At 70.5% G+C, this 17548-nt stretch carries 17 protein-coding genes; 14 read left to right on the top strand and 3 right to left on the bottom strand.

What is annotated here, in order from left to right:
- The first annotated feature begins 15 nt into the window (after positions 1-15).
- A complete protein-coding gene (locus tag Sp245p_RS04645; RefSeq protein WP_014241279.1) occupies positions 16-1077 on the top strand; it encodes an AbrB family transcriptional regulator in 1062 nt (353 codons plus the stop codon).
- A gap of 320 nt (positions 1078-1397) precedes the next feature.
- On the opposite strand, the gene Sp245p_RS04640 is transcribed toward Sp245p_RS04645, so the two are convergent.
- Positions 1398-1931, bottom strand: coding sequence for a CreA family protein (locus Sp245p_RS04640; RefSeq protein ID WP_014241280.1), 534 nt, complete (start codon positions 1929-1931; stop codon positions 1398-1400).
- Positions 1932-2058: 127 nt separating this feature from the next.
- On the opposite strand from Sp245p_RS04640, the gene Sp245p_RS04635 reads away from it, so the two are divergent.
- From Sp245p_RS04635 to Sp245p_RS04625, 3 genes are all read left to right on the top strand, one after another.
- The gene (locus Sp245p_RS04635; protein ID WP_014241281.1) at positions 2059-3171 is read left to right on the top strand and encodes an AI-2E family transporter; all 1113 of its coding nucleotides are present in this window, start codon (positions 2059-2061) and stop codon (positions 3169-3171) included.
- A gap of 84 nt (positions 3172-3255) precedes the next feature.
- Positions 3256-4320: an SPFH domain-containing protein gene (locus Sp245p_RS04630; protein ID WP_082188178.1), complete on the top strand. Its 1065-nt coding sequence runs from the start codon at positions 3256-3258 to the stop codon at positions 4318-4320.
- Between the two features lie 31 nt (positions 4321-4351).
- Positions 4352-4780, top strand: coding sequence for an NfeD family protein (locus Sp245p_RS04625; RefSeq protein WP_014241283.1), 429 nt, complete (start codon positions 4352-4354; stop codon positions 4778-4780).
- A 364-nt stretch (positions 4781-5144) separates the two neighbouring features.
- Here the strand turns inward: Sp245p_RS04625 and Sp245p_RS04620 are convergent, their stop codons facing one another.
- Positions 5145-5561, bottom strand: a complete 417-nt coding sequence (locus Sp245p_RS04620) for an HRDC domain-containing protein (RefSeq protein ID WP_014241284.1) — start codon at positions 5559-5561, stop codon at positions 5145-5147.
- Between the two features lie 272 nt (positions 5562-5833).
- On the opposite strand from Sp245p_RS04620, the gene Sp245p_RS04615 reads away from it, so the two are divergent.
- From Sp245p_RS04615 to Sp245p_RS04600, 4 genes are all read left to right on the top strand, one after another.
- Positions 5834-6751 (top strand): hypothetical protein, encoded by a 918-nt coding sequence (locus Sp245p_RS04615; protein WP_109138385.1) that lies wholly within the window; start codon positions 5834-5836, stop codon positions 6749-6751.
- A 161-nt stretch (positions 6752-6912) separates the two neighbouring features.
- The gene (locus Sp245p_RS04610; protein ID WP_236778167.1) at positions 6913-7230 is read left to right on the top strand and encodes an STAS domain-containing protein; all 318 of its coding nucleotides are present in this window, start codon (positions 6913-6915) and stop codon (positions 7228-7230) included.
- Between the two features lie 19 nt (positions 7231-7249).
- Positions 7250-8503 (top strand): PP2C family protein-serine/threonine phosphatase, encoded by a 1254-nt coding sequence (locus Sp245p_RS04605; protein ID WP_014241289.1) that lies wholly within the window; start codon positions 7250-7252, stop codon positions 8501-8503.
- A 93-nt stretch (positions 8504-8596) separates the two neighbouring features.
- The gene (locus Sp245p_RS04600; protein ID WP_014241290.1) at positions 8597-8809 is read left to right on the top strand and encodes a hypothetical protein; all 213 of its coding nucleotides are present in this window, start codon (positions 8597-8599) and stop codon (positions 8807-8809) included.
- A gap of 58 nt (positions 8810-8867) precedes the next feature.
- On the opposite strand, the gene Sp245p_RS04595 is transcribed toward Sp245p_RS04600, so the two are convergent.
- Complete coding sequence (locus Sp245p_RS04595) at positions 8868-9338, bottom strand: ferritin-like domain-containing protein (RefSeq protein WP_014241291.1); 471 nt, start codon at positions 9336-9338, stop codon at positions 8868-8870.
- A 408-nt stretch (positions 9339-9746) separates the two neighbouring features.
- On the opposite strand from Sp245p_RS04595, the gene Sp245p_RS34800 reads away from it, so the two are divergent.
- From Sp245p_RS34800 to Sp245p_RS04570, 6 genes are all read left to right on the top strand, one after another.
- Positions 9747-9884 (top strand): hypothetical protein, encoded by a 138-nt coding sequence (locus tag Sp245p_RS34800; protein WP_165359964.1) that lies wholly within the window; start codon positions 9747-9749, stop codon positions 9882-9884.
- Between the two features lie 124 nt (positions 9885-10008).
- Positions 10009-11748 (top strand): ABC transporter permease, encoded by a 1740-nt coding sequence (locus tag Sp245p_RS04590; RefSeq protein ID WP_338084123.1) that lies wholly within the window; start codon positions 10009-10011, stop codon positions 11746-11748.
- A gap of 14 nt (positions 11749-11762) precedes the next feature.
- Complete coding sequence (locus Sp245p_RS04585; RefSeq protein WP_109138384.1) at positions 11763-13079, top strand: ABC transporter ATP-binding protein; 1317 nt, start codon at positions 11763-11765, stop codon at positions 13077-13079.
- Positions 13080-13167: 88 nt separating this feature from the next.
- Positions 13168-15708 carry an ATP-dependent helicase HrpB gene (gene hrpB / locus Sp245p_RS04580; protein ID WP_109138383.1) on the top strand — a complete coding sequence of 847 codons (2541 nt, stop codon included), beginning with the start codon at positions 13168-13170 and terminating at the stop codon, positions 15706-15708.
- Positions 15709-15725: 17 nt separating this feature from the next.
- Positions 15726-16253, top strand: a complete 528-nt coding sequence (locus Sp245p_RS04575) for an SLOG cluster 4 domain-containing protein (RefSeq protein WP_014241298.1) — start codon at positions 15726-15728, stop codon at positions 16251-16253.
- A 43-nt stretch (positions 16254-16296) separates the two neighbouring features.
- Complete coding sequence (locus tag Sp245p_RS04570; RefSeq protein WP_014241299.1) at positions 16297-17529, top strand: adenylate/guanylate cyclase domain-containing protein; 1233 nt, start codon at positions 16297-16299, stop codon at positions 17527-17529.
- Positions 17530-17548 lie beyond the last annotated feature (19 nt).

The following is a 17548-nucleotide window of genomic DNA, read 5'->3' as shown; positions in this document are numbered from 1 at the left end:
GACACAACGAACGGCATGACCATCGGACCGGGGCTCCGGCCCTTCACGCTCGCCCTCGCACTGGGGACGGCGGGGGGCGCGCTGTTCAGCTATTTCCACCTGCCGCTGGCCTGGATGATCGGCGCCATGACCGCCACCACGGTCGCCGCCATGGCCGGTGTCGCGCTGCATGTGCCGAAGCCGCTGCGCAACGCCATGATCATGATCCTCGGCGTGATGCTGGGCAGCGGCTTCACCCCGGACATCCTGGGGCGGCTCGGCGAATGGAGCCTGTCGCTGAGCGCGCTGGCCGTCTATCTCGTGCTGGCGACCACGCTGGGCGTGCAGTACCTGCGCCGGGCGGCCCGGCTGGACCCGCCCACCTCCTTCTTCACCGCCACCCCCGGCGGGTTGAACGAGATGGTGATGGTCGGCACCCAGATGGGCGGCGACAGCCGGACCATGGCGCTGTCCCACGCGCTGCGGGTGATGCTGGTGGTGCTGGTCATCCCCTTCGCCTTCCAGGCGCTGGGGCTGTACGACCCGGCGCGGCGCGGCACACTCGGCCCACCCCTGCTGTCGCTCGCCCCGCTGGACGTGGCGCTGCTGTCCGCCTGCGCGCTGGGCTATCCCCTGGCGAAGCTGCTGCGCATCCCCGCCGCCCAGATCGTCGGACCGATGCTGCTGTCCGCCGCGATCCACCTCGCCGGCCTGACCGAGGGCAAGCCGCCGGGCGTGCTGGTTGCCGCGGCCCAGGTGGTGATCGGGGCGTCGCTGGGCTGCCGCTTCACCGGTCTGAACATCCGCCGCATCGGGCGCGACGGACTGACCGCGCTGGGCCTCACCGGGCTGATGCTGCTGGTGACCACGGCGGCGGCCTGGATGGTGGACGAAGCGACGGGGCTGGGGCTGGCCGCGCTGATCCTCGCCTTCGCGCCGGGCGGGCTGGCCGAGATGACGCTGGTCGCGCTGGCGCTGAACATCGACGTGGCGCTGGTCGCCACCCACCACATGGTGCGCATCATCCTGATCGTGACGCTGGCGCCCGGCTTCTATCTGCTGTGGCGCAAGTGGCGGTCCCACCACGGCAAGACCTGACGAAAGGCCACGGGTTCGACCGGCCAATCCGCCGCACACGCATGCGTGGAGTTTCCGTTGCGCCCATCCCGCACCCCGTGCGAGGTGGAGGCGCGGACGGGTGGTGGAGTGCCACCACCCCGCCGCTCAACGAGGAGGCTCGGAGGATGAAGGAAATCCTCGGTCTCCTGATCCTGCTGCTCCAGATCGTCAAGGCGATCCTTGATCTTCTGAACCGGCAGTGATCGGGCCGGGAGGCGGGGGATAGGAGCCCCTGCCTCCCAAGCCTGATGATGGCGCCGCGCCCGCCCGATTGCAAGCCATCCGATCATTTCCTCCGATCACTTCACGGGGGGTTTGCCCTTTTCCCATTGGGGGTTCGTGTCGATCAGCGGCACGCTGGAGATGGCCATCTTCGCCGAGGCGTCCTTCACTTGGCGGCTGTAGACGACGTAGATCAGCGTGTCGTTCACCCGGTCGTAGATGCGGCGGATGGCGATGGACTTGAAGACCAGGCTCTTGCGCTCGGAAAAGACCTCCTCCCCCTTCTGCGACAGCTCGATGTCGCCGATCACCAGCGGCCCGGTGCGCCGGCAGGCGATGGAGGCGTTGGACGGGTCCTCGAACCAGTTCCCCTTGGTCAGCCGGTCGAGCACGCTGCGGTCGAAATCCACCAGATGGCAGGTGATGCCCTTCACCTTCGGGTCCTCAATCGCCTGCACCTGAAGCCCGTTGCCGGTCCAATCGTTGGAGAAGCGCCCGACGACGGCGTCCTCGGCCAAAGCAGCGGTGGAGGCGGCCATCGGTGGCAGCACGGATAGCGCCAGGACCATCAGGCCGCGGCGGATGTTTATCGAAGGGAACGGGCTGCGCATCTCGTGGAACTCCGGTCATCGCGAAGCGGGGCCGCGTGGGCGCGGTCCTGGAATACCCCTAAATCGGGCGGGGGTCCGGCGCCGTCAAGCGCCCCCCGGCCCGCTACTCCCGGAGTGCCTGCCCCCGATGAGCGACCGCACGATCGACCCGCCCCTGAGCCCGCCGCCGGAGCCGGTGACCGAGCCCCTGCCCCCGGCCCGGAACCCCCGCGACCCGGTGCGGGTGGCGGTGGTGGGGCTGTTCGTCATCGCGCTGCTGTTCACGCTGTATTTCGGGCGCGACGTTCTGCTGCCGATCATGCTGGCGCTGATCCTCAGCCTTCTGCTGCGCCCCTGCGTGCGCGGCCTCTACCGGCTTGGCCTGCCGGAGGCGCTGGGGGCGGCGGTGGTGGTGATCGTGGTGTTCGGCGCCGGGCTGGGGGCCATCTTCACGCTGGCGACCCCGGCCACTGAATGGGTCAACCGGATGCCCCGCGTGGTCCACGAGCTGGAGTTCAAGCTGGGCGACATCCGCGAGGGGATCGACCGCGCCCGCGAGGCCTCCCGCCAGATCGAGCAGATGGCCTCCGACCGCAACGGTACGGCGCGGGAGGTGGTGGTGCGCGGCCCGTCGCTGGCCGAGCAGGTGCTGCATCAGGCGGAGGCGGTGATCGCCAACGTGGTGATCCTCCAGGTGCTGCTCTATTTCTTCCTGGCCCGCGGGCGGCAAAGCCTGGAGGCGCTGATCGGCACGATGCGCGACGTGGACGACCGCGTGCATTACGCCATGGTCGCCGCCACGGTGCAGCAGAACATCGCCGCCTATCTGGCGACCATCACGGTCATCAACATCGGACTCGGCCTCGCGACGACGCTGGCGATGTGGCTGTGGGGGGTACCCAACGCGGCGCTGTGGGGAACGCTCGCCGGGCTCATCAACTACGTCCCCTTCATCGGGCCGGCGGTGATGACGGCGGTTCTGTTCCTGGTGTCGGCGCTCACCTTCGACGGGGGCGTGCACATCTTCGGGCCGCCGCTGACCTTCGTGGCGCTGACGATGATGGAGGGCAACTTCCTGACCCCGATGATCGTCGGGCGGCGGCTGGCGCTGAATCCCATCGCGGTGTTCGTGTCCATCCTGTTCTGGGGCTGGATGTGGGGCATCCCCGGCGCGCTGCTGGCGGTGCCGATCCTGGCCATCCTGAAGATCCTGTTCGACGCGCACGAGCCGCTGAAGCCGATCGGCGCCCTGCTTGGCTGACGCTCTGACCGCTCTAGCTCTGGCCGGGGCAGCCCCGCCGTGGCATGGTCCAAGGGAGGGAACAACCGGATGGGAGGTGGGGTGATGGTGGCCAGCGGCCTGACGCTCTTCGTCATCGCGCTCCTGATCTTCGCGCTGGCGCTGGTTCTGCTGGGCGTGCGGACCGTGCCGCAGGGCCAGGAATGGACGGTGGAGCGGTTCGGCCGCTACACCCGCACGCTCCAGCCCGGCCTGCATCTGCTGCTGCCGCTGATCGACCGCATAGGGCGCAAGCAGAGCATGATGGAGACGGTGCTCGACGTGCCATCGCAGGAGGTCATCACCCGCGACAACGCCATGGTCACCGCGGACGGCGTCGTCTTCTTCCAGGTGATCGACGCCGCCAAGGCCTCCTACGAGGTCAACAACCTGGAGCTGGCGATCCTCAACCTGACCATGACCAACACCCGCACGGTCATGGGCTCGATGGACTTGGATGAATTGCTGTCCCAGCGCGACCAGATCAACGCCCGCCTGCTCGGCGTGGTGGACGAGGCGACCAGCCCCTGGGGTGTCAAGGTGACGCGCATCGAGATCCGCGACATCCAGCCGCCGCGCGACCTCGTGGACAGCATGGCCCGCCAGATGAAGGCGGAGCGCGACCGCCGCGCCTCCATCCTGGAGGCGGAGGGCCAGCGCCAGGCGGCCATCCTGCGGGCGGAGGGCGCCAAGCAAGCCGCCATCCTCCAGGCCGAAGGCCGGCGCGAGGCCGCCTTCCGCGACGCCGAGGCGCGCGAGCGCTCCGCCCAGGCCGAAGCCGAGGCCACCCGGCTGGTCTCCGACGCCATCGCCGGGGGCAACGTCCAGGCCATCAACTACTTCGTCGCCCAGCGCTATGTGGACGCTCTGACGGCGGTGGCCGCCGCCCCGAACCAGAAGGTGCTGTTCATGCCGCTGGAGGCCGCCAACGTGATCGGCGCCATCGGCGGCATTGCGGAGATCGCCCGCGAAGCCTTCCCGAACCGCCCTGCGAACCAAGCGGCGTCCTCCGGAACGGCCGCCCCGCCGCCGGCACCGCGCAGCCCCTGGAATCGCGATGACCGGAATCGAGACGACCGGAATCGTGATGAGCCGAACAGGCGCGATGCGCCGGTGCCGCCGGAGTCGTAGGATTGGGCGAAACCCCGAAGGCGGACCCGCGATGATCGAATTCTGGCACTGGTGGGTTCTGGCCGTGCTGCTGGGCGCGCTGGAGACGGTGGCGCCGGGAGCGGCCTTCCTCTGGCTGGGCGGGGCCGCCGCGCTGGTCGGCTTCGTGCTCCTGGTCTGGCCGTCCCTGCCGTGGGAGCATCAGGGGCTGCTGTTCGCCCTGCTCGCCATCGCCGCGCTGGTGGGAACCCGCTTCCTGTCCCGCGGGTCAGCGCATACGACGCACACGCCGCATCTGAACCGCCGGACGGCGCAATACATCGGGACGCTGCACACGCTGGACGGCCCCATCGTCAACGGGCGGGGCCGGGCGCAGATCGGCGACGGGCTTTGGACCGTCGAGGGGCCCGATCTCCCCGCCGGAACCCGCGTCCGCATCGTCGGTGCCGAGGGCACTCTGCTGAAGGTGGAGAAGGCCTAGACGCCAGCCGAAACGGCGCATCGGGGCTTCGGCCAGATCATGTTGGATTTGTTCGGCGTGGCGCTCGAGACGCCGCGCCAGGGCGTCCATGCTGCCGTCGCCGGTGGCCGCCGCGCGCTCCGCCGCTTGACGGCTGAACGCTTCCAGTTCCCGCGCCATGGCGCGGTAATCGGGAACGTCGCCTCTCGATCCGGATATTCCGTCCATGGCCCCCGCCATGCTGCATTGCCGCAAACTACGAGGGTATGCTGGCACAGCGTGGGAGCGTCTGGAATCGGGCTTACGGCGGGTCCCGCTTCTCTTTCGGCACAGCGCCCAGGGGCCCCCGGCCCTTCGGCCTATACCGTTCCGGAGAGCGAATGTGTCAGTCGATCAGTTCGTCCAGGGTCGCGCGGACGACCTGCACGATCTCGCCGCCGAAGTGGCCCACGCCGAGGTCGCGGGCGCCAACGATGATGGACAGTTCGCGCTCCGTCGTGGGGGCGAAACGGGCGATTTCCGGCACCAGTTCGTCCGACAGGACGGCGTCGCGCGACAGCCCTTCACGGGCCGCCGCGCGATCCCGCCAACCGTTGAGGGCGGCGTTGATCGCGGCTTCGATCTGGAGGGATTCCTCCTTGCGCTTCAGATCCTTGTAAAGGACGAGAACACGCCAGCCGCCGTCGGCGTAGGCGGTGTCGATGCGCTGCACCTCGACCGTGCGCAGGAAGGAGGAGAGGTGCCCCTGGGCCTCGTCCGCGCTCGCGTCGGGGATCGTGAAGGTGCGGATTTCGGTGCTCATCCTGTGCCTCGATGCGTGCCTCGCCTTTCGCGCAAGACTACACGAAAGCGCCCGTATCCGGCTACTCCGGCACGATCCGGACGGATGCCCCCTTCGTCATAGGAAAACACGGCGGAACACGGGACCCTGCTCCCTCCCGGAGTGTTTGTGTCATCGGACACCGCGCATCGCTTGGGTGCATCGCTGGGAGGAGCAGAGGGACCATGACCGGGCCTGTTGAACCGCAAAAGCACCGGAAGGAAAGGAGCGGGCCGCAAGCGAAGCCGCGGCGGATGTGGATCACCCTTCTGGCGGTGATCCCCGCCCTGTTCGCGGCCGGGACGGCGGGGGCCTTCTGGACCGGCTACAGCCTCCACGACCGGCCCTTCGCCTGGTACAACAGCAACCGCATCGCCGCGACGGCGGAGCGGGCGGCGCGGGACCTGTCCCCCGTCGTGGTGGTGGCGCTGGGTGACTCGGCGCTGCGCCACGCCACCCTGGACGAACCCGGCATGGCCGCACTGGCGGCGAAGCACGGGGTGGAAAGCCTGCATTTCCTGCGCATCGTCCACGACCACGCCCGCATCGAGGACTTCGAGCCGCTGCTGGGCGACGTGCTGAAGCTCAAGCCGGCTCTGGTCCTCCTGGACGTGGACCTGCTGTTCGCCGAACGCGGCGACTTCGCCGGCCTGCGCCGCTACGGCTCCCACCTGACGGAGGTGGCGATGCTCGGCCGTTCCTACCTGCCCGACCAGAGCGCCCTGCAATACGCCAAGCCGTGCCACGCCGTCGGTCTGCAGGGCTGGACCGCCACCGCCGCCGACCGCTGGGTGGAGGCCCGCGACGCCGCCGTCCGCATGAACGACGACTCACCCGCCTTCGAGCGGGTGCGCCGCTTCGCCGATCAGGCGCGCGCCGCCGGGGTCGGGATCGCCCTGCTGCTCCCGCCCCGCCCGGCGGTGGTGGAGGAGCGTCTGTACGGCGCGGGCAACGGCTACCGGCCGGCGGCGCTCGACCGGCTGAGCGGGCAGGCCGACCTACCGCTCTGGCGTTTCCCCGACTCGGCGCTTCCCAAGCCGGCCAAGGCATCGGCCTTCTGCCGCAACGGCATGCTGGGGCCGGAGGGGCGCGATGCCTATTCGGCATGGTTGGCCGGCGGAATCGCCGAACGCCTGTCGCATCCACGGGTGGAAGAGGCCGCGCTGCAATAAGATCGGCCCATCTGGACCGGATAACGCGCTGCTGACACGGCAGCGTCATCAAAGTGCAATTCCCGGCGACCTAGAATGCGCCCGCGTCCCCGCCAGCCCCATCGCCCATCAAGCGCACCGGCGGAGGATTGCGCCTCTCTTCGGCCACGGGTGAACCACAGATGAGCGCCGCCATGGATTTCTCCGTCCGCGAGGCCCCGGCCAGCACCGAAATCGTGCTGAGCGGGCGCATGACCTTTGCCGACCACGACACCTTCCGTGACGTCATCGCCACCTTCGAGCGGCCGGCGGGGCACCGGGTGGTGTTCGACCTGTCGCGGCTCGACTTCGTCGACTCCTCCGGCCTCGGCATGTTCATCATCGCCCGCGACACCGCGCAGCGGCGCAATCTGGACTTCGCGATCCGCGGCGCCCGCGACGAGGTGCGGCGCCTGATCACGATCGCCAAGTTCCACACCATGTTCAACATCGCCGACTGACGCGGCGGGAGCGGACGCGATGGGCCACGCCCGCGCCATGACGGTGCCGCCCGGCACGGACGACGCCGCTCCGCCGCGCCCCGCCCGCCCCGGCGCGTCGGTCTACGGGATGGAACTGGGCATCCCGCTCGGCGGCTGCCGGGTGCTGATCGCCGACGACAGCGCCTTCAACCGCAGGACGTTGACCCGCTTCCTGCAATGGGCCGGCATCACCCAAGTCGCCTTCGCCTCCTCCGCGGAAGAGGTGATGGAGCGTTTGGAGAGCTTTGCCCCCGACCTGCTGCTGCTCGACGCGGCCATGCCGCGGATGGACGGCATCGGAGTCTGCCGCAGCCTGCGCGGCGACCCACGCTGGCGCGACCTGCCGATCCTGATGCAGAGCGCGCTGCACTCCGATCAGATGAGGACGGTCTGCTTCAGCGCCGGGGCGACCGACCTGATCGCCAAGCCGATCAACCCCGGCGAATGCATCGCCCGCGTGCGCTACCATCTGGAGCGCCGGTCGATGGTGCAGGAGCTGCGCGCCTTCCACGAGCGGGTGGAGCGCGACCTGCGGCAGGCCCGCGCGATGCAGCTCGCCCTGGTCCCGGAGGCGGCGGAGCTGGCCGCCCTCGCCGAACGGAACGGGCTGATGGTGGACTCGGTCTTCCGCGCGTCGGACGAGATCGGCGGCGACTTCTGGACGGCCTTCGCGTTCGACGGGACCCGCGTCGGGATCTTCGCCGCCGACCTGTCGGGCCACGGCATCGCCGCGGCGATCAACGCCTTCCGCCTGCACACGCTGCTGACCCGCACCCCGCCGGAGGAGTTGCGCGACCCCGCCGGCCTGCTCCGCCAACTGAACGGTCGGCTGTGCGAGATCCTGCCGCTGGGCCAGTTCGCCACCGCCTTTTACGGGGTGATCGACCGGGCCGACGACACGCTGCTCTACGCCGCCGCCGCGTCGCCCAGCCCCCTCCTGATGACCAACTTCGGCATCCAGCCGCTGGACGCCTCCGGCCCGCTCCTCGGCGCCTTCCCGGACTCCGCCTACACGAACCGGCGCGTGCCGCTGCGGCGCGGCGACAGCTTGTTCCTCTATTCCGACGGGCTGAGCGAAGCCCGGAACGCCGAGGGCGCCATGCTGGGCGAGGACGGCCTGCTCCGTCTGGCCGAGCGCGCGGCGGCGGACGCCCCCGAGCGCCCCCTGCCCGCCCTGATGGCCCACCACGCCGCACTTCATGGCGAACGGTTGAACGACGACGTGACCGCGCTCTGGATCACCCGCCGCTGACGCGCCGCAGCAATTTATCCATTGGCCCCATACCCTTATTCGAGTTATGGATATTGCTGCGTCGGGCGACGTGTAACAGGAGACGGAACGGATATGGCTTCGATCATGATCAAGAAGGCCGGCGAGGGCCTGATTTCCCAGGCTCACCGCAACGCCGACGTTGGCCCGACCAGCGGCAGCTCGGTCGTGTACGAGATTCTCAACGTGCCGGCGGGCGTGTCGGTGGACGACGTCATCGCCGCCTTCAAGACCTTCAAGCCGGCGGACAAAAAGTACGAGTACGACTACGCCGACCTGTCCAAGTAAGGCGCTCGTTCGCCCTTCCCGCGGTTCCCGCAAGGGCGGAAACCGCGGGAAACGGCTTTTACCCCTTCTTGGGGAAGCGCTCGATCCAGCGCTCCAGTTCCGCCACATGCTCCGCCTCTTCCGAGGCGAACTCCTCGGCCATCATGCGGACCTCCGGGTCCGTGGTGGAGGCCGCCACGTCGGCGTAGAAGGCGTGCCCGCGCTTTTCGCTGTCGAGCGCCAGCTCCAGCGCGTAATCCACCGTCATCAGATAGTGCGAGCCTTCCATGGAGGCCGCTTCCGGGCTCTCGTCGTCCGGCCACTGGAAGTCTTCCGGGGCGAGCACCGGCACGTCGCGGAAGGCGGAGCGCTTGCGGGCGTCCGCCAGATGCAAGCGCGAGAACTCGGCCATCTTGGCGAAGAAGGCCGCGACGTCCGCGTTGCCGTAGGTCTTCATGGCCTCCGACAGGTCGGCGAAACGGTTGGCGGCGTCCTCCTCCAGCGCGCAGGCGTGGGCGAGGAACAGGGCGGGGTCGTGAATGTTGGCCATAGGGTCCCGAGATCGTTAAGTCACAAATGGATTGTGGTTATTTGAACCATAACGCCTTGTTGCGAAAGGTTCTCGGATCGCTGGCCGGCTGCGGGCTTCTGCGACACTTTGACACGCCCTCGACGATCTGCATCCGGAGGCGCAGCCCTCGCTCCGACGGCGAAGGGCGGGCAACATGAAACCTCTGCAATGATCGCCAAGAAACGCCGCCGCGCGCTTGACCGGCTTCAATTCCAGGAATAGATCAGCACCAACGTCACCGCATGATTGGCGGGCGTCCGGACGCGCGGTCCGGTCCCGCGCCGAGAAAGCAAGAGATGGACAGCCACAGTCGTCGACCCCGACCAATCTTCGGTACTCTGCCGATCCTGGCCTGACCTTTTCGCAGGTTCGCCACGGCCGGCCGCGATGCCGACAGCCGCACAGGTGAACCATGGTGACGTCTTCCATCACCATTCCGATGCCGTTCCGCGCGCCCACACACCAGAGCGCGTGCGCGCCCTTGCCGCCGCCAGCGCCGGGCTGACCGCCATCCTTCCCCTTTGACGCCCACCCGACGCCGCACGGCGTCGGGTGCCTGCACACGCCGATTGCGCATGCCGAACGCGACCGGACTCCGATCCGGCCGCAGGATGGAGGGGCCATGGTCTGGACCCAGACAAGCGTTTCCGTGAAAACGGCGACCGCCACGCCCAACCGCTGGGACCTCGTGGCCCTGCCGCTGGTCGTCGGCCTGCTCGCCCTGACCGCCGTCGGCGGTCACCAGATGACGGCACCATTGGCGAGCCTCGACGCGCCGGCCGTCTCGCTCGACCCCTGGAACCTGCCGGACTATGCGCTGCGCTCGACGCTGCGCATGCTGGCGGCGATGGCGGCCTCGCTGCTCTTCACCTTCACCTACGCCACGCTGGCGGCGAAGAGCCGCCGGGCCGGCATGGTGCTGATCCCCGTGCTGGACGTGCTCCAGTCGGTGCCGGTGCTCGGCTACATCTCCTTCACCGTGGTCTTCTTCCTGTCGCTGTTCCCCGGCAGCGTGCTGGGCGCCGAATGCGCGGCGATCTTCGCCATCTTCACCAGCCAGGCCTGGAACATGACCTTCAGCGTCTACCAGTCGCTACGCTCGGTGCCGCGCGATCTGGACGAGGCGGCCACCAGCTTCCGCTTTTCCGGCTGGCAGCGCTTCTGGCGGCTGGAGGCGCCCTTCGCCATGCCGGGGCTGGTCTGGAATATGATGATGTCGATGTCCGGCGGCTGGTTCTTCGTCGTCGCGTCGGAGGCGATCACCGTCGGCGACCACACCGTCACGCTGCCTGGCATCGGCTCCTATCTGGCCGAGGCCATCGCGCAGAAGGACCTCGGCGCCGTCGGCTGGGCGGTGCTGGCGATGCTGGCGGTCATCCTGCTCTACGACCAGTTCCTGTTCCGCCCGCTGGTTGCCTGGGCCGACAAGTTCCGCTTCGAGCAGACCGGCGCGCAGGAGGCGCCCGAGTCCTGGGTGCTGCGGCTGTTCCAGCGCACCCGCGTCTGCCGCTCGCTGCTGGCGCCGGTCGAGTCCCTGCTCGGCCGGGTGGCGTGGCTGCGCCTGTCGCCGCTTGCCGCCCTGACCGCCGCCCTGCCCCCGGCCCTGCGCCGCCGGGTCGCCGGCCCGCCCTCCCTCGCGCTTGAGCGCACACTCGACCGGGTGTGGTACGCGGTCGTCGCGGTGGCGGCGCTCGCCCTGGGCTGGACCCTGGTGCGGTTCATCGCCGGCGGCGCCGGCTGGGGCGACGTCGGGAACGTCCTGCTGCTCGGAACGGCGACGCTGCTGCGCGTCGTGGTGCTGATCGCCATCGCCTCGCTCGTCTGGGTGCCGCTCGGCGTGCTGATCGGGCTGCGCCCGCGCCTTGCCGAGGCGGTCCAGCCGCTGGCGCAGTTCCTGGCGGCCTTCCCGGCCAACCTGCTGTTCCCGGTCGCCGTCCTCACCATCCTGCGCTTCGACCTGAACCCGGACGTCTGGCTCAGCCCGCTGATGATCCTCGGCACGCAGTGGTACATCCTGTTCAACGTCGTCGCCGGGACCGCCGCCTTCCCCAGCGACCTCAAGGAGGCGGCGTCCAGCTTCCGCATCCGCGGCTGGCAGTGGTGGCGCGACGTCATGCTGCCCGGCGTCTTCCCCTACTACCTGACCGGCGCGGTGACCGCGGCGGGTGGCTCGTGGAACGCCAGCATCGTCGCCGAGGCGGTGCGCTGGGGCGACGCCGAGGTCACCGCGCACGGGCTGGGCAGCTACATCGCCCAGGCGACCGCCGCCGGGGACTACCCGCGCATCGTGCTCGGCATCGCCGTGATGTCCCTGTTCGTCACCCTGCTCAACCGGCTGCTCTGGCGTCCGCTCTACGGCTACGCTGAACGCCGCCTGCGCCTTGCCTGACGGAGGCCGTACCCATGACGCAGAACTCGCCCCTCTTTGAACTCCACGGCGTCCGGCAGGCCTACCGCAAGCCGTCCGGCCAGCAGTATGTCGTGCTCGACGGCGTGGACCTGACGCTGCGCGACGGCGAGATCGTCGGGCTGCTCGGCCGCTCCGGCTCGGGCAAGTCCACGCTGCTGCGCATCGTCGCCGGGCTGGCGCGGCCGACCTCCGGCCAAGTCCTCCACCACGGCGCGCCGGTGGCCGGGCCGACCGACGGGGTGGCGATGGTGTTCCAGTCCTTCGCGCTGTTCCCCTGGCTGACCGTCGAGGAGAATGTGCTGGCCGGGCTGAAGGCGCTGCGCGTTCCCGCGAACGAGGCGGCGGCGCGCGCCGAGGAGGCCATCGACCTGATCGGCCTGTCGGGCTTCGAGAGCGCCTACCCCAAGGAGCTGTCCGGCGGGATGCGCCAGCGCGTCGGCTTCGCCCGCGCCCTGGTCGTCCATCCGGAAATCCTGCTGATGGACGAGCCCTTCTCGGCGCTCGACGTGCTGACGGCGGAGACGCTGCGCACCGACCTGCTCGACCTGTGGATGGAGCGCAAGCTGCCGACCCGGTCGATCCTGATGGTCACCCACAACATCGAGGAGGCGGTGCTGATGTGCGACCGCATCCTGGTCTTCGCCTCCAACCCGGGCCGCGTGGCGGCGGAAATCCGGGTGGACATTCCGCACCCGCGCAACCGGCTGGCCCCGGACTTCCGCGATCTGGTCGACGACATCTACGGCCGGATGACCGCGCGCAAGCCGCTGAGCACGCCGGCGACGGCACCGGGGACAACGGCCGGGCGTCCGCGGCCGGTCTACGCCGAGCCGCTCCAGCACGTCTCGACGAACCTGCTGGCCGGCCTGATGGAGACGCTGGCCGCCCCGCCCTACCAGGGCAAGGCGGACCTGCCGCACCTCGCGGCGGCGCTGCGACACGAGATCGACGACCTCTTCCCCATCGCCGAGACGCTCCAGATGCTGGGATTCGCCGAGGTGGCGGAGGGGGACATCCGGCTGACCGAGCCGGGCCGCCTGTTCGCCGAGGCCGGGATGGACGACCGCAAGGCGCTGTTCGCCGAGCATCTGGTCCATTTCGTGCCGCTCGCCGCGCACATCGACGCCGCCCTGGCGGAGCGCCCCGACCACCGCGTCCCCTACGCCCCGTTCGCCCGCGAGCTGGAAGCCTTCATGAGCGAGGACTACGCCGAGGAGACGCTGAACGCCGTCACCGGCTGGGCGCGCTACGCCGAGCTGTTCACCCACGACACCGAGGCCGGGGTCTTCTGCCGGGAGGAGACCGAATAGCCACCAACGCCCGGCGGAAGGCTTGACCGGGGCGCCCGCCGCTGCCAGGAACACGGGCGGCGCCCCTCTCCACCGGTTCACAGAACTCATGAGCATCCCGCCCCTTCCCATCGATCCCGTGCTTCCCGAGCTGCTGGCCGCGCTGGACGGGCGCGGCGTGGCGGTGCTCCAGGCGCCGCCGGGGGCGGGCAAGACCACCCGCGTGCCGCTGGCCCTGCTCGACCGGCCCTGGCTGGCCGGGCGCAAGGTGATCGTGCTGGAGCCGCGGCGGCTGGCCGCCCGCGCCGCCGCCCGCCGCATGGCCGCGATGCTGGGGGAAAGCGTCGGCGAGACGGTCGGGTACCGTGTGCGGCTGGACACCAAGGTCGGGCCGAAGACCCGGATCGAGGTGGTGACCGACGGCCTGTTCCTGCGCCAGCTTCAGGAGGACCCCGAGCTGCCGGCGGTCGGCGCCGTGCTGTTCGACGAGTTCCACGAGCGCGGCATCGACAGCGATCTGGCGCTGGCCCTGGTGCAGGAGGCGCGCGGCGCATTGCGCGACGACCTGCGGCTGGTGGTGATGTCCGCGACGCTGGACGGCGGTCCGGTCGCCGCACTGCTGGGCGACGCCCCGATGGTGACCAGCGAGGGCCGGGCCTTCCCGGTGGAGACCCGCCACCTCGACGCCCCCGGCACCGGCACCCGTATTGAAGACGCCGTGGCCACCGCCGTCCGCCGCGCCCTGCGCGAGGAGAGCGGCAACGCGCTGGTCTTCCTGCCCGGCGCCGGGGAGATCCGGCGGGTGCAGAGCCTTCTGGAGGGATCGGACCTCGGCCCCGGCACGGTGATCGCCCCGCTCTACGGCGACCTGACGGCGGACGCCCAGGACCGCGCCATCGCCCCAAGCCCGCCGGGCACGCGCAAGATCGTCCTCGCCACCCCTATCGCCGAAACCAGCCTGACCATCGAGGGCATCCGCATCGTCGTGGACGGCGGGCTGATGCGGGTCCCCCGCTTCGACCCGCGCAGCGGCATGACGCGGCTGGTCACCGCCAAGGTCTCCCAGGCGTCGGCGGAGCAGCGGCGGGGCCGCGCCGGCCGGTTGGAGCCCGGCGTCTGCTACCGCCTGTGGCCGGAGCCGTCGCACAAGGCGCTGGCCCCTTTCACCCCGCCGGAGATCATGGACGCCGACCTCGCCCCGCTGGCGCTGGAGCTGGCGGTGTGGGGCGTGTCCGACCCGTCGTCGCTCGCCTGGCTCGACCCGCCGCCCGCCGCCGCCATGGCCCAGGCGCGGGAGCTGCTGCGCGAGCTGGGGGCGCTGGACGCCGACGGCGGCATCACCGCCCACGGCCGCCGCATGGCCGGCTTCGGCGTGCATCCCCGGCTGGCCCACATGATGCTGAAGGGCAAGGCGATGGGGCTGGGGGCGCTGGCCTGCGAGGTCGCCGCCCTGCTCGGCGAGCGCGACATCGTCCGCGCCCAGCCGGGCTTCCGCGACGCCGATCTGCGGCTGCGCGTGGAGCTGCTGCGCGGGCTCGACGATGAGGGCCGGGTGCGCGGTGCCGGGCGTGGCCTGACCGTGGAGCGCGGCGGCGCCCAGCAGGCGTTGAAGCAGGCCCGGAACTGGAAGCGGCAGTTGGGCGTGAAGGGCAATGGTGGCGATCTCGGCGCCACCGGCCTGCTGGTCGCCCTGGCTTATCCCGACCGCATCGGCCAGCGCCGTCCCGGCGGCAGCGCGGGCGGGGCCGCCGCGCAGTACCGGCTGTCCAACGGGCGCGGCGCCTATTTCCAGGACGCCGAGCCGCTGACCGCCGAGGACTGGCTGGCCGTCGCCGACCTGGACGGGGCCGCCCGCGAGTCGCGCATCTTCCTGGCCGCCCCGCTCACGCTGGCGGAGCTGGAGGAGGCCTTCGCCGAGCACATCCGCAGCGAGACCGTGGTCGCCTGGGACGGGCGGGAGCAGACGGTGCTGGCCCGCCGCCGCCGCATGCTGTTCGCCCTGGCGTTGGAGGACAAGCGCCTGCCCAACCCGCCCGCCGAGGCCATCGCCGCCGCCATGCTGCAGGGCATCCGGGAGATGGGGCTGACCGCCCTGCCCTGGAGCGACGAGCTGCGCAAGTGGCAGACGCGCGTCCTGTTCCTGCGCCGCCGGGAGGGCGAGGAGTGGCCGGACGTCTCCGACGCCGCCCTGCTGGAGACGATGGAGGACTGGCTGGCGCCCTTCCTGAACGGCGCCTCGCGCCGCGCGCATCTCGACCGGGTGGAGCTGGGCAACGCGTTGCGTGGGTTGCTGTCCTGGGCGATGCAGCAGCGGCTGGACAAGGAGGCGCCGACCCATGTCGAGGTGCCCAGCGGCTCCCGCATCCCCATCGATTACAGCGGGGACGAGCCGGTGCTGGCCGTCCGGCTGCAGGAGATGTTCGGGCTGGCCGAGACGCCGCGCATCGCCGGCGGGCGGGTGCCGCTGCTGCTGCACCTGCTGTCGCCGGCCCGCCGCCCGGTGCAGGTGACGCGCGACCTCGCCAGCTTCTGGGCCAACGCCTACAAGGCGGTGAAGGCGGACCTCAAGGGGCAGTATCCCAAGCATTATTGGCCCGACAACCCGCTGGAGGCGGAACCCACGGCGCGGGCGAAACCACGCGGACGGTAACAGGGAGGCGGATGGATATGGCGATCATCGGGGTGATGGGGTCGGGGCAGGAGGAATGGGCGGACTACGCGGAGCCGCTCGGCGCGTGGATCGCCGGGGCCGGGCACGACCTGCTGACCGGCGGCGGCGGCGGGGTGATGCGGTCGGCCGCGCGGGCCTTCCACGGCACGCCGGGGCGCCGGGGCCGCTCCATCGGCATCCTGCCGTCCGAGCCCGATCCGATCCGCGGCCATGCGCCCCTGCCCGGCTACCCCAACCCCTACATCGACCTGCCCATCCTGACGCCCTTCGCGCGCAAGCCGGCCGGCGCGCCGCCGACGGAGCTGAGCCGCAACCACGTCAACATCCTGACCAGCGACGTGATCGTCGTCCTGCCGGGCCGCCACGGGACGCTCGACGAGGTCCGGCTGGCCCTGCGCTTCGGAAAGCCGATGATCGGTTTCGGACCGGAGCTTGACTTTCAGGCCATGCCCGCCGAATTGCGGACAACCGGCGACTTCGGAACGGTCACGGCCTTCATCGCGGACGCCCTGTCCCGCTGCTGACCCTCCGTTCCCGAAGGGCGCCACCTGTGGCAGGATGGCGGGCATGGATGCGCAAGGGATTCTCGACCTCAGCCGCTGGATCGCGGAGGCCGGGCTGCGGGGGGTGCCGGAGACGGACCTCATCGGCGGCTTCTGCGAACGGCTGGTCGCGGCGGGCGTGCCGCTGACCCGGACGGTGGTCGGGGCGGACACGCTGCACCCGACCATCGCCGGCCATGTCGTCACCTGGGACAGCAGCGGGCGCAACGCCGCCGAGGTGCGCCGGACCGAGTATGGCGGCGACGGCAGCGATCCCGACATCGACGAGAAATGGCTGCGCAGCCCCTTCCACCGGCTCTACACCTCCGGCGAGACGATGCTGCGCCTGCGGCTGACCGACGGCACGGAGGGCGGCGAGTTCCCGATCGTCGACGAGCTCCGAGCGCAGGGCGCCACCGACTACATGGCCATCGTCAACCGCCTGGGCCCCCGCGCCGCCATCGGCGAGCTGGATTGCATCTTCTCCTCCTGGGTGTCGCACCATCCCGACGGCTTCAGCGACGCCCAGCGCGACGCCCTGCTCACCCTCACCGGCAGTCTGGCGCTGGCGCTGCGCGGCCACGCCATGGCGCACATCGCCAACACGCTGGCGGAGACCTATCTGGGGCGGGACGCGGGCCACCGGGTGCTGCGCGGCCACATCCGCCGCGGCGTGGCGGAGGAGCTGGACGCCGTGCTGTGGTTCAGCGACCTCCAGGGCTTCACCCGCATCACCGACACGGCGGCCCCGGAAACCATCCTGCCGCTGCTGAACGACTACGCGGAGCTGGTGGTGACGGCGATCCACCGGCACCGCGGGCAGGTGCTGAAGTTCATCGGCGACGGCATCCTGGCGGTCTTCGACCGCTCCAGCGCCGAGGACGCCTGCCGCGCCGCCCTCGACGCGGCGGAGGAGGCGCGGGAGCGCTGCAAGGAGTTGAACAGCCGCCGCTCCGCCGCCGGGCTGCCGGTGACGCGCTTCTATCTCGGGCTGCACCAGGGGAAGGTGTTCTACGGCAACATCGGCGGGGTAGACCGGCTGGACTTCACCGTCGTCGGCCCGGCGGTGAACGAGGCCAGCCGCATCGCCGCCATGTGCCGGTCGCTCGACCAGGACATCCTGCTGTCCTCCGCCTTCACCGAGTCCGCCCCGGAGTGCCGGGAACGGCTGATCTCGGTCGGGCGCTACCTGCTGCGTGGAGTGGGCCGCCCGCAGGAGCTGTACACGCTGGACCCGGAGGCGTCGCCCCCACCCTAACCCTCCCCCGCTGCCGCAG

This window comes from Azospirillum baldaniorum, from assembly GCF_003119195.2.
GTDB lineage: Bacteria > Pseudomonadota > Alphaproteobacteria > Azospirillales > Azospirillaceae > Azospirillum > Azospirillum baldaniorum.
Note: the sequence above shows the minus strand (reverse complement) of the source record. Positions and strands in the feature narration are given on the sequence as shown.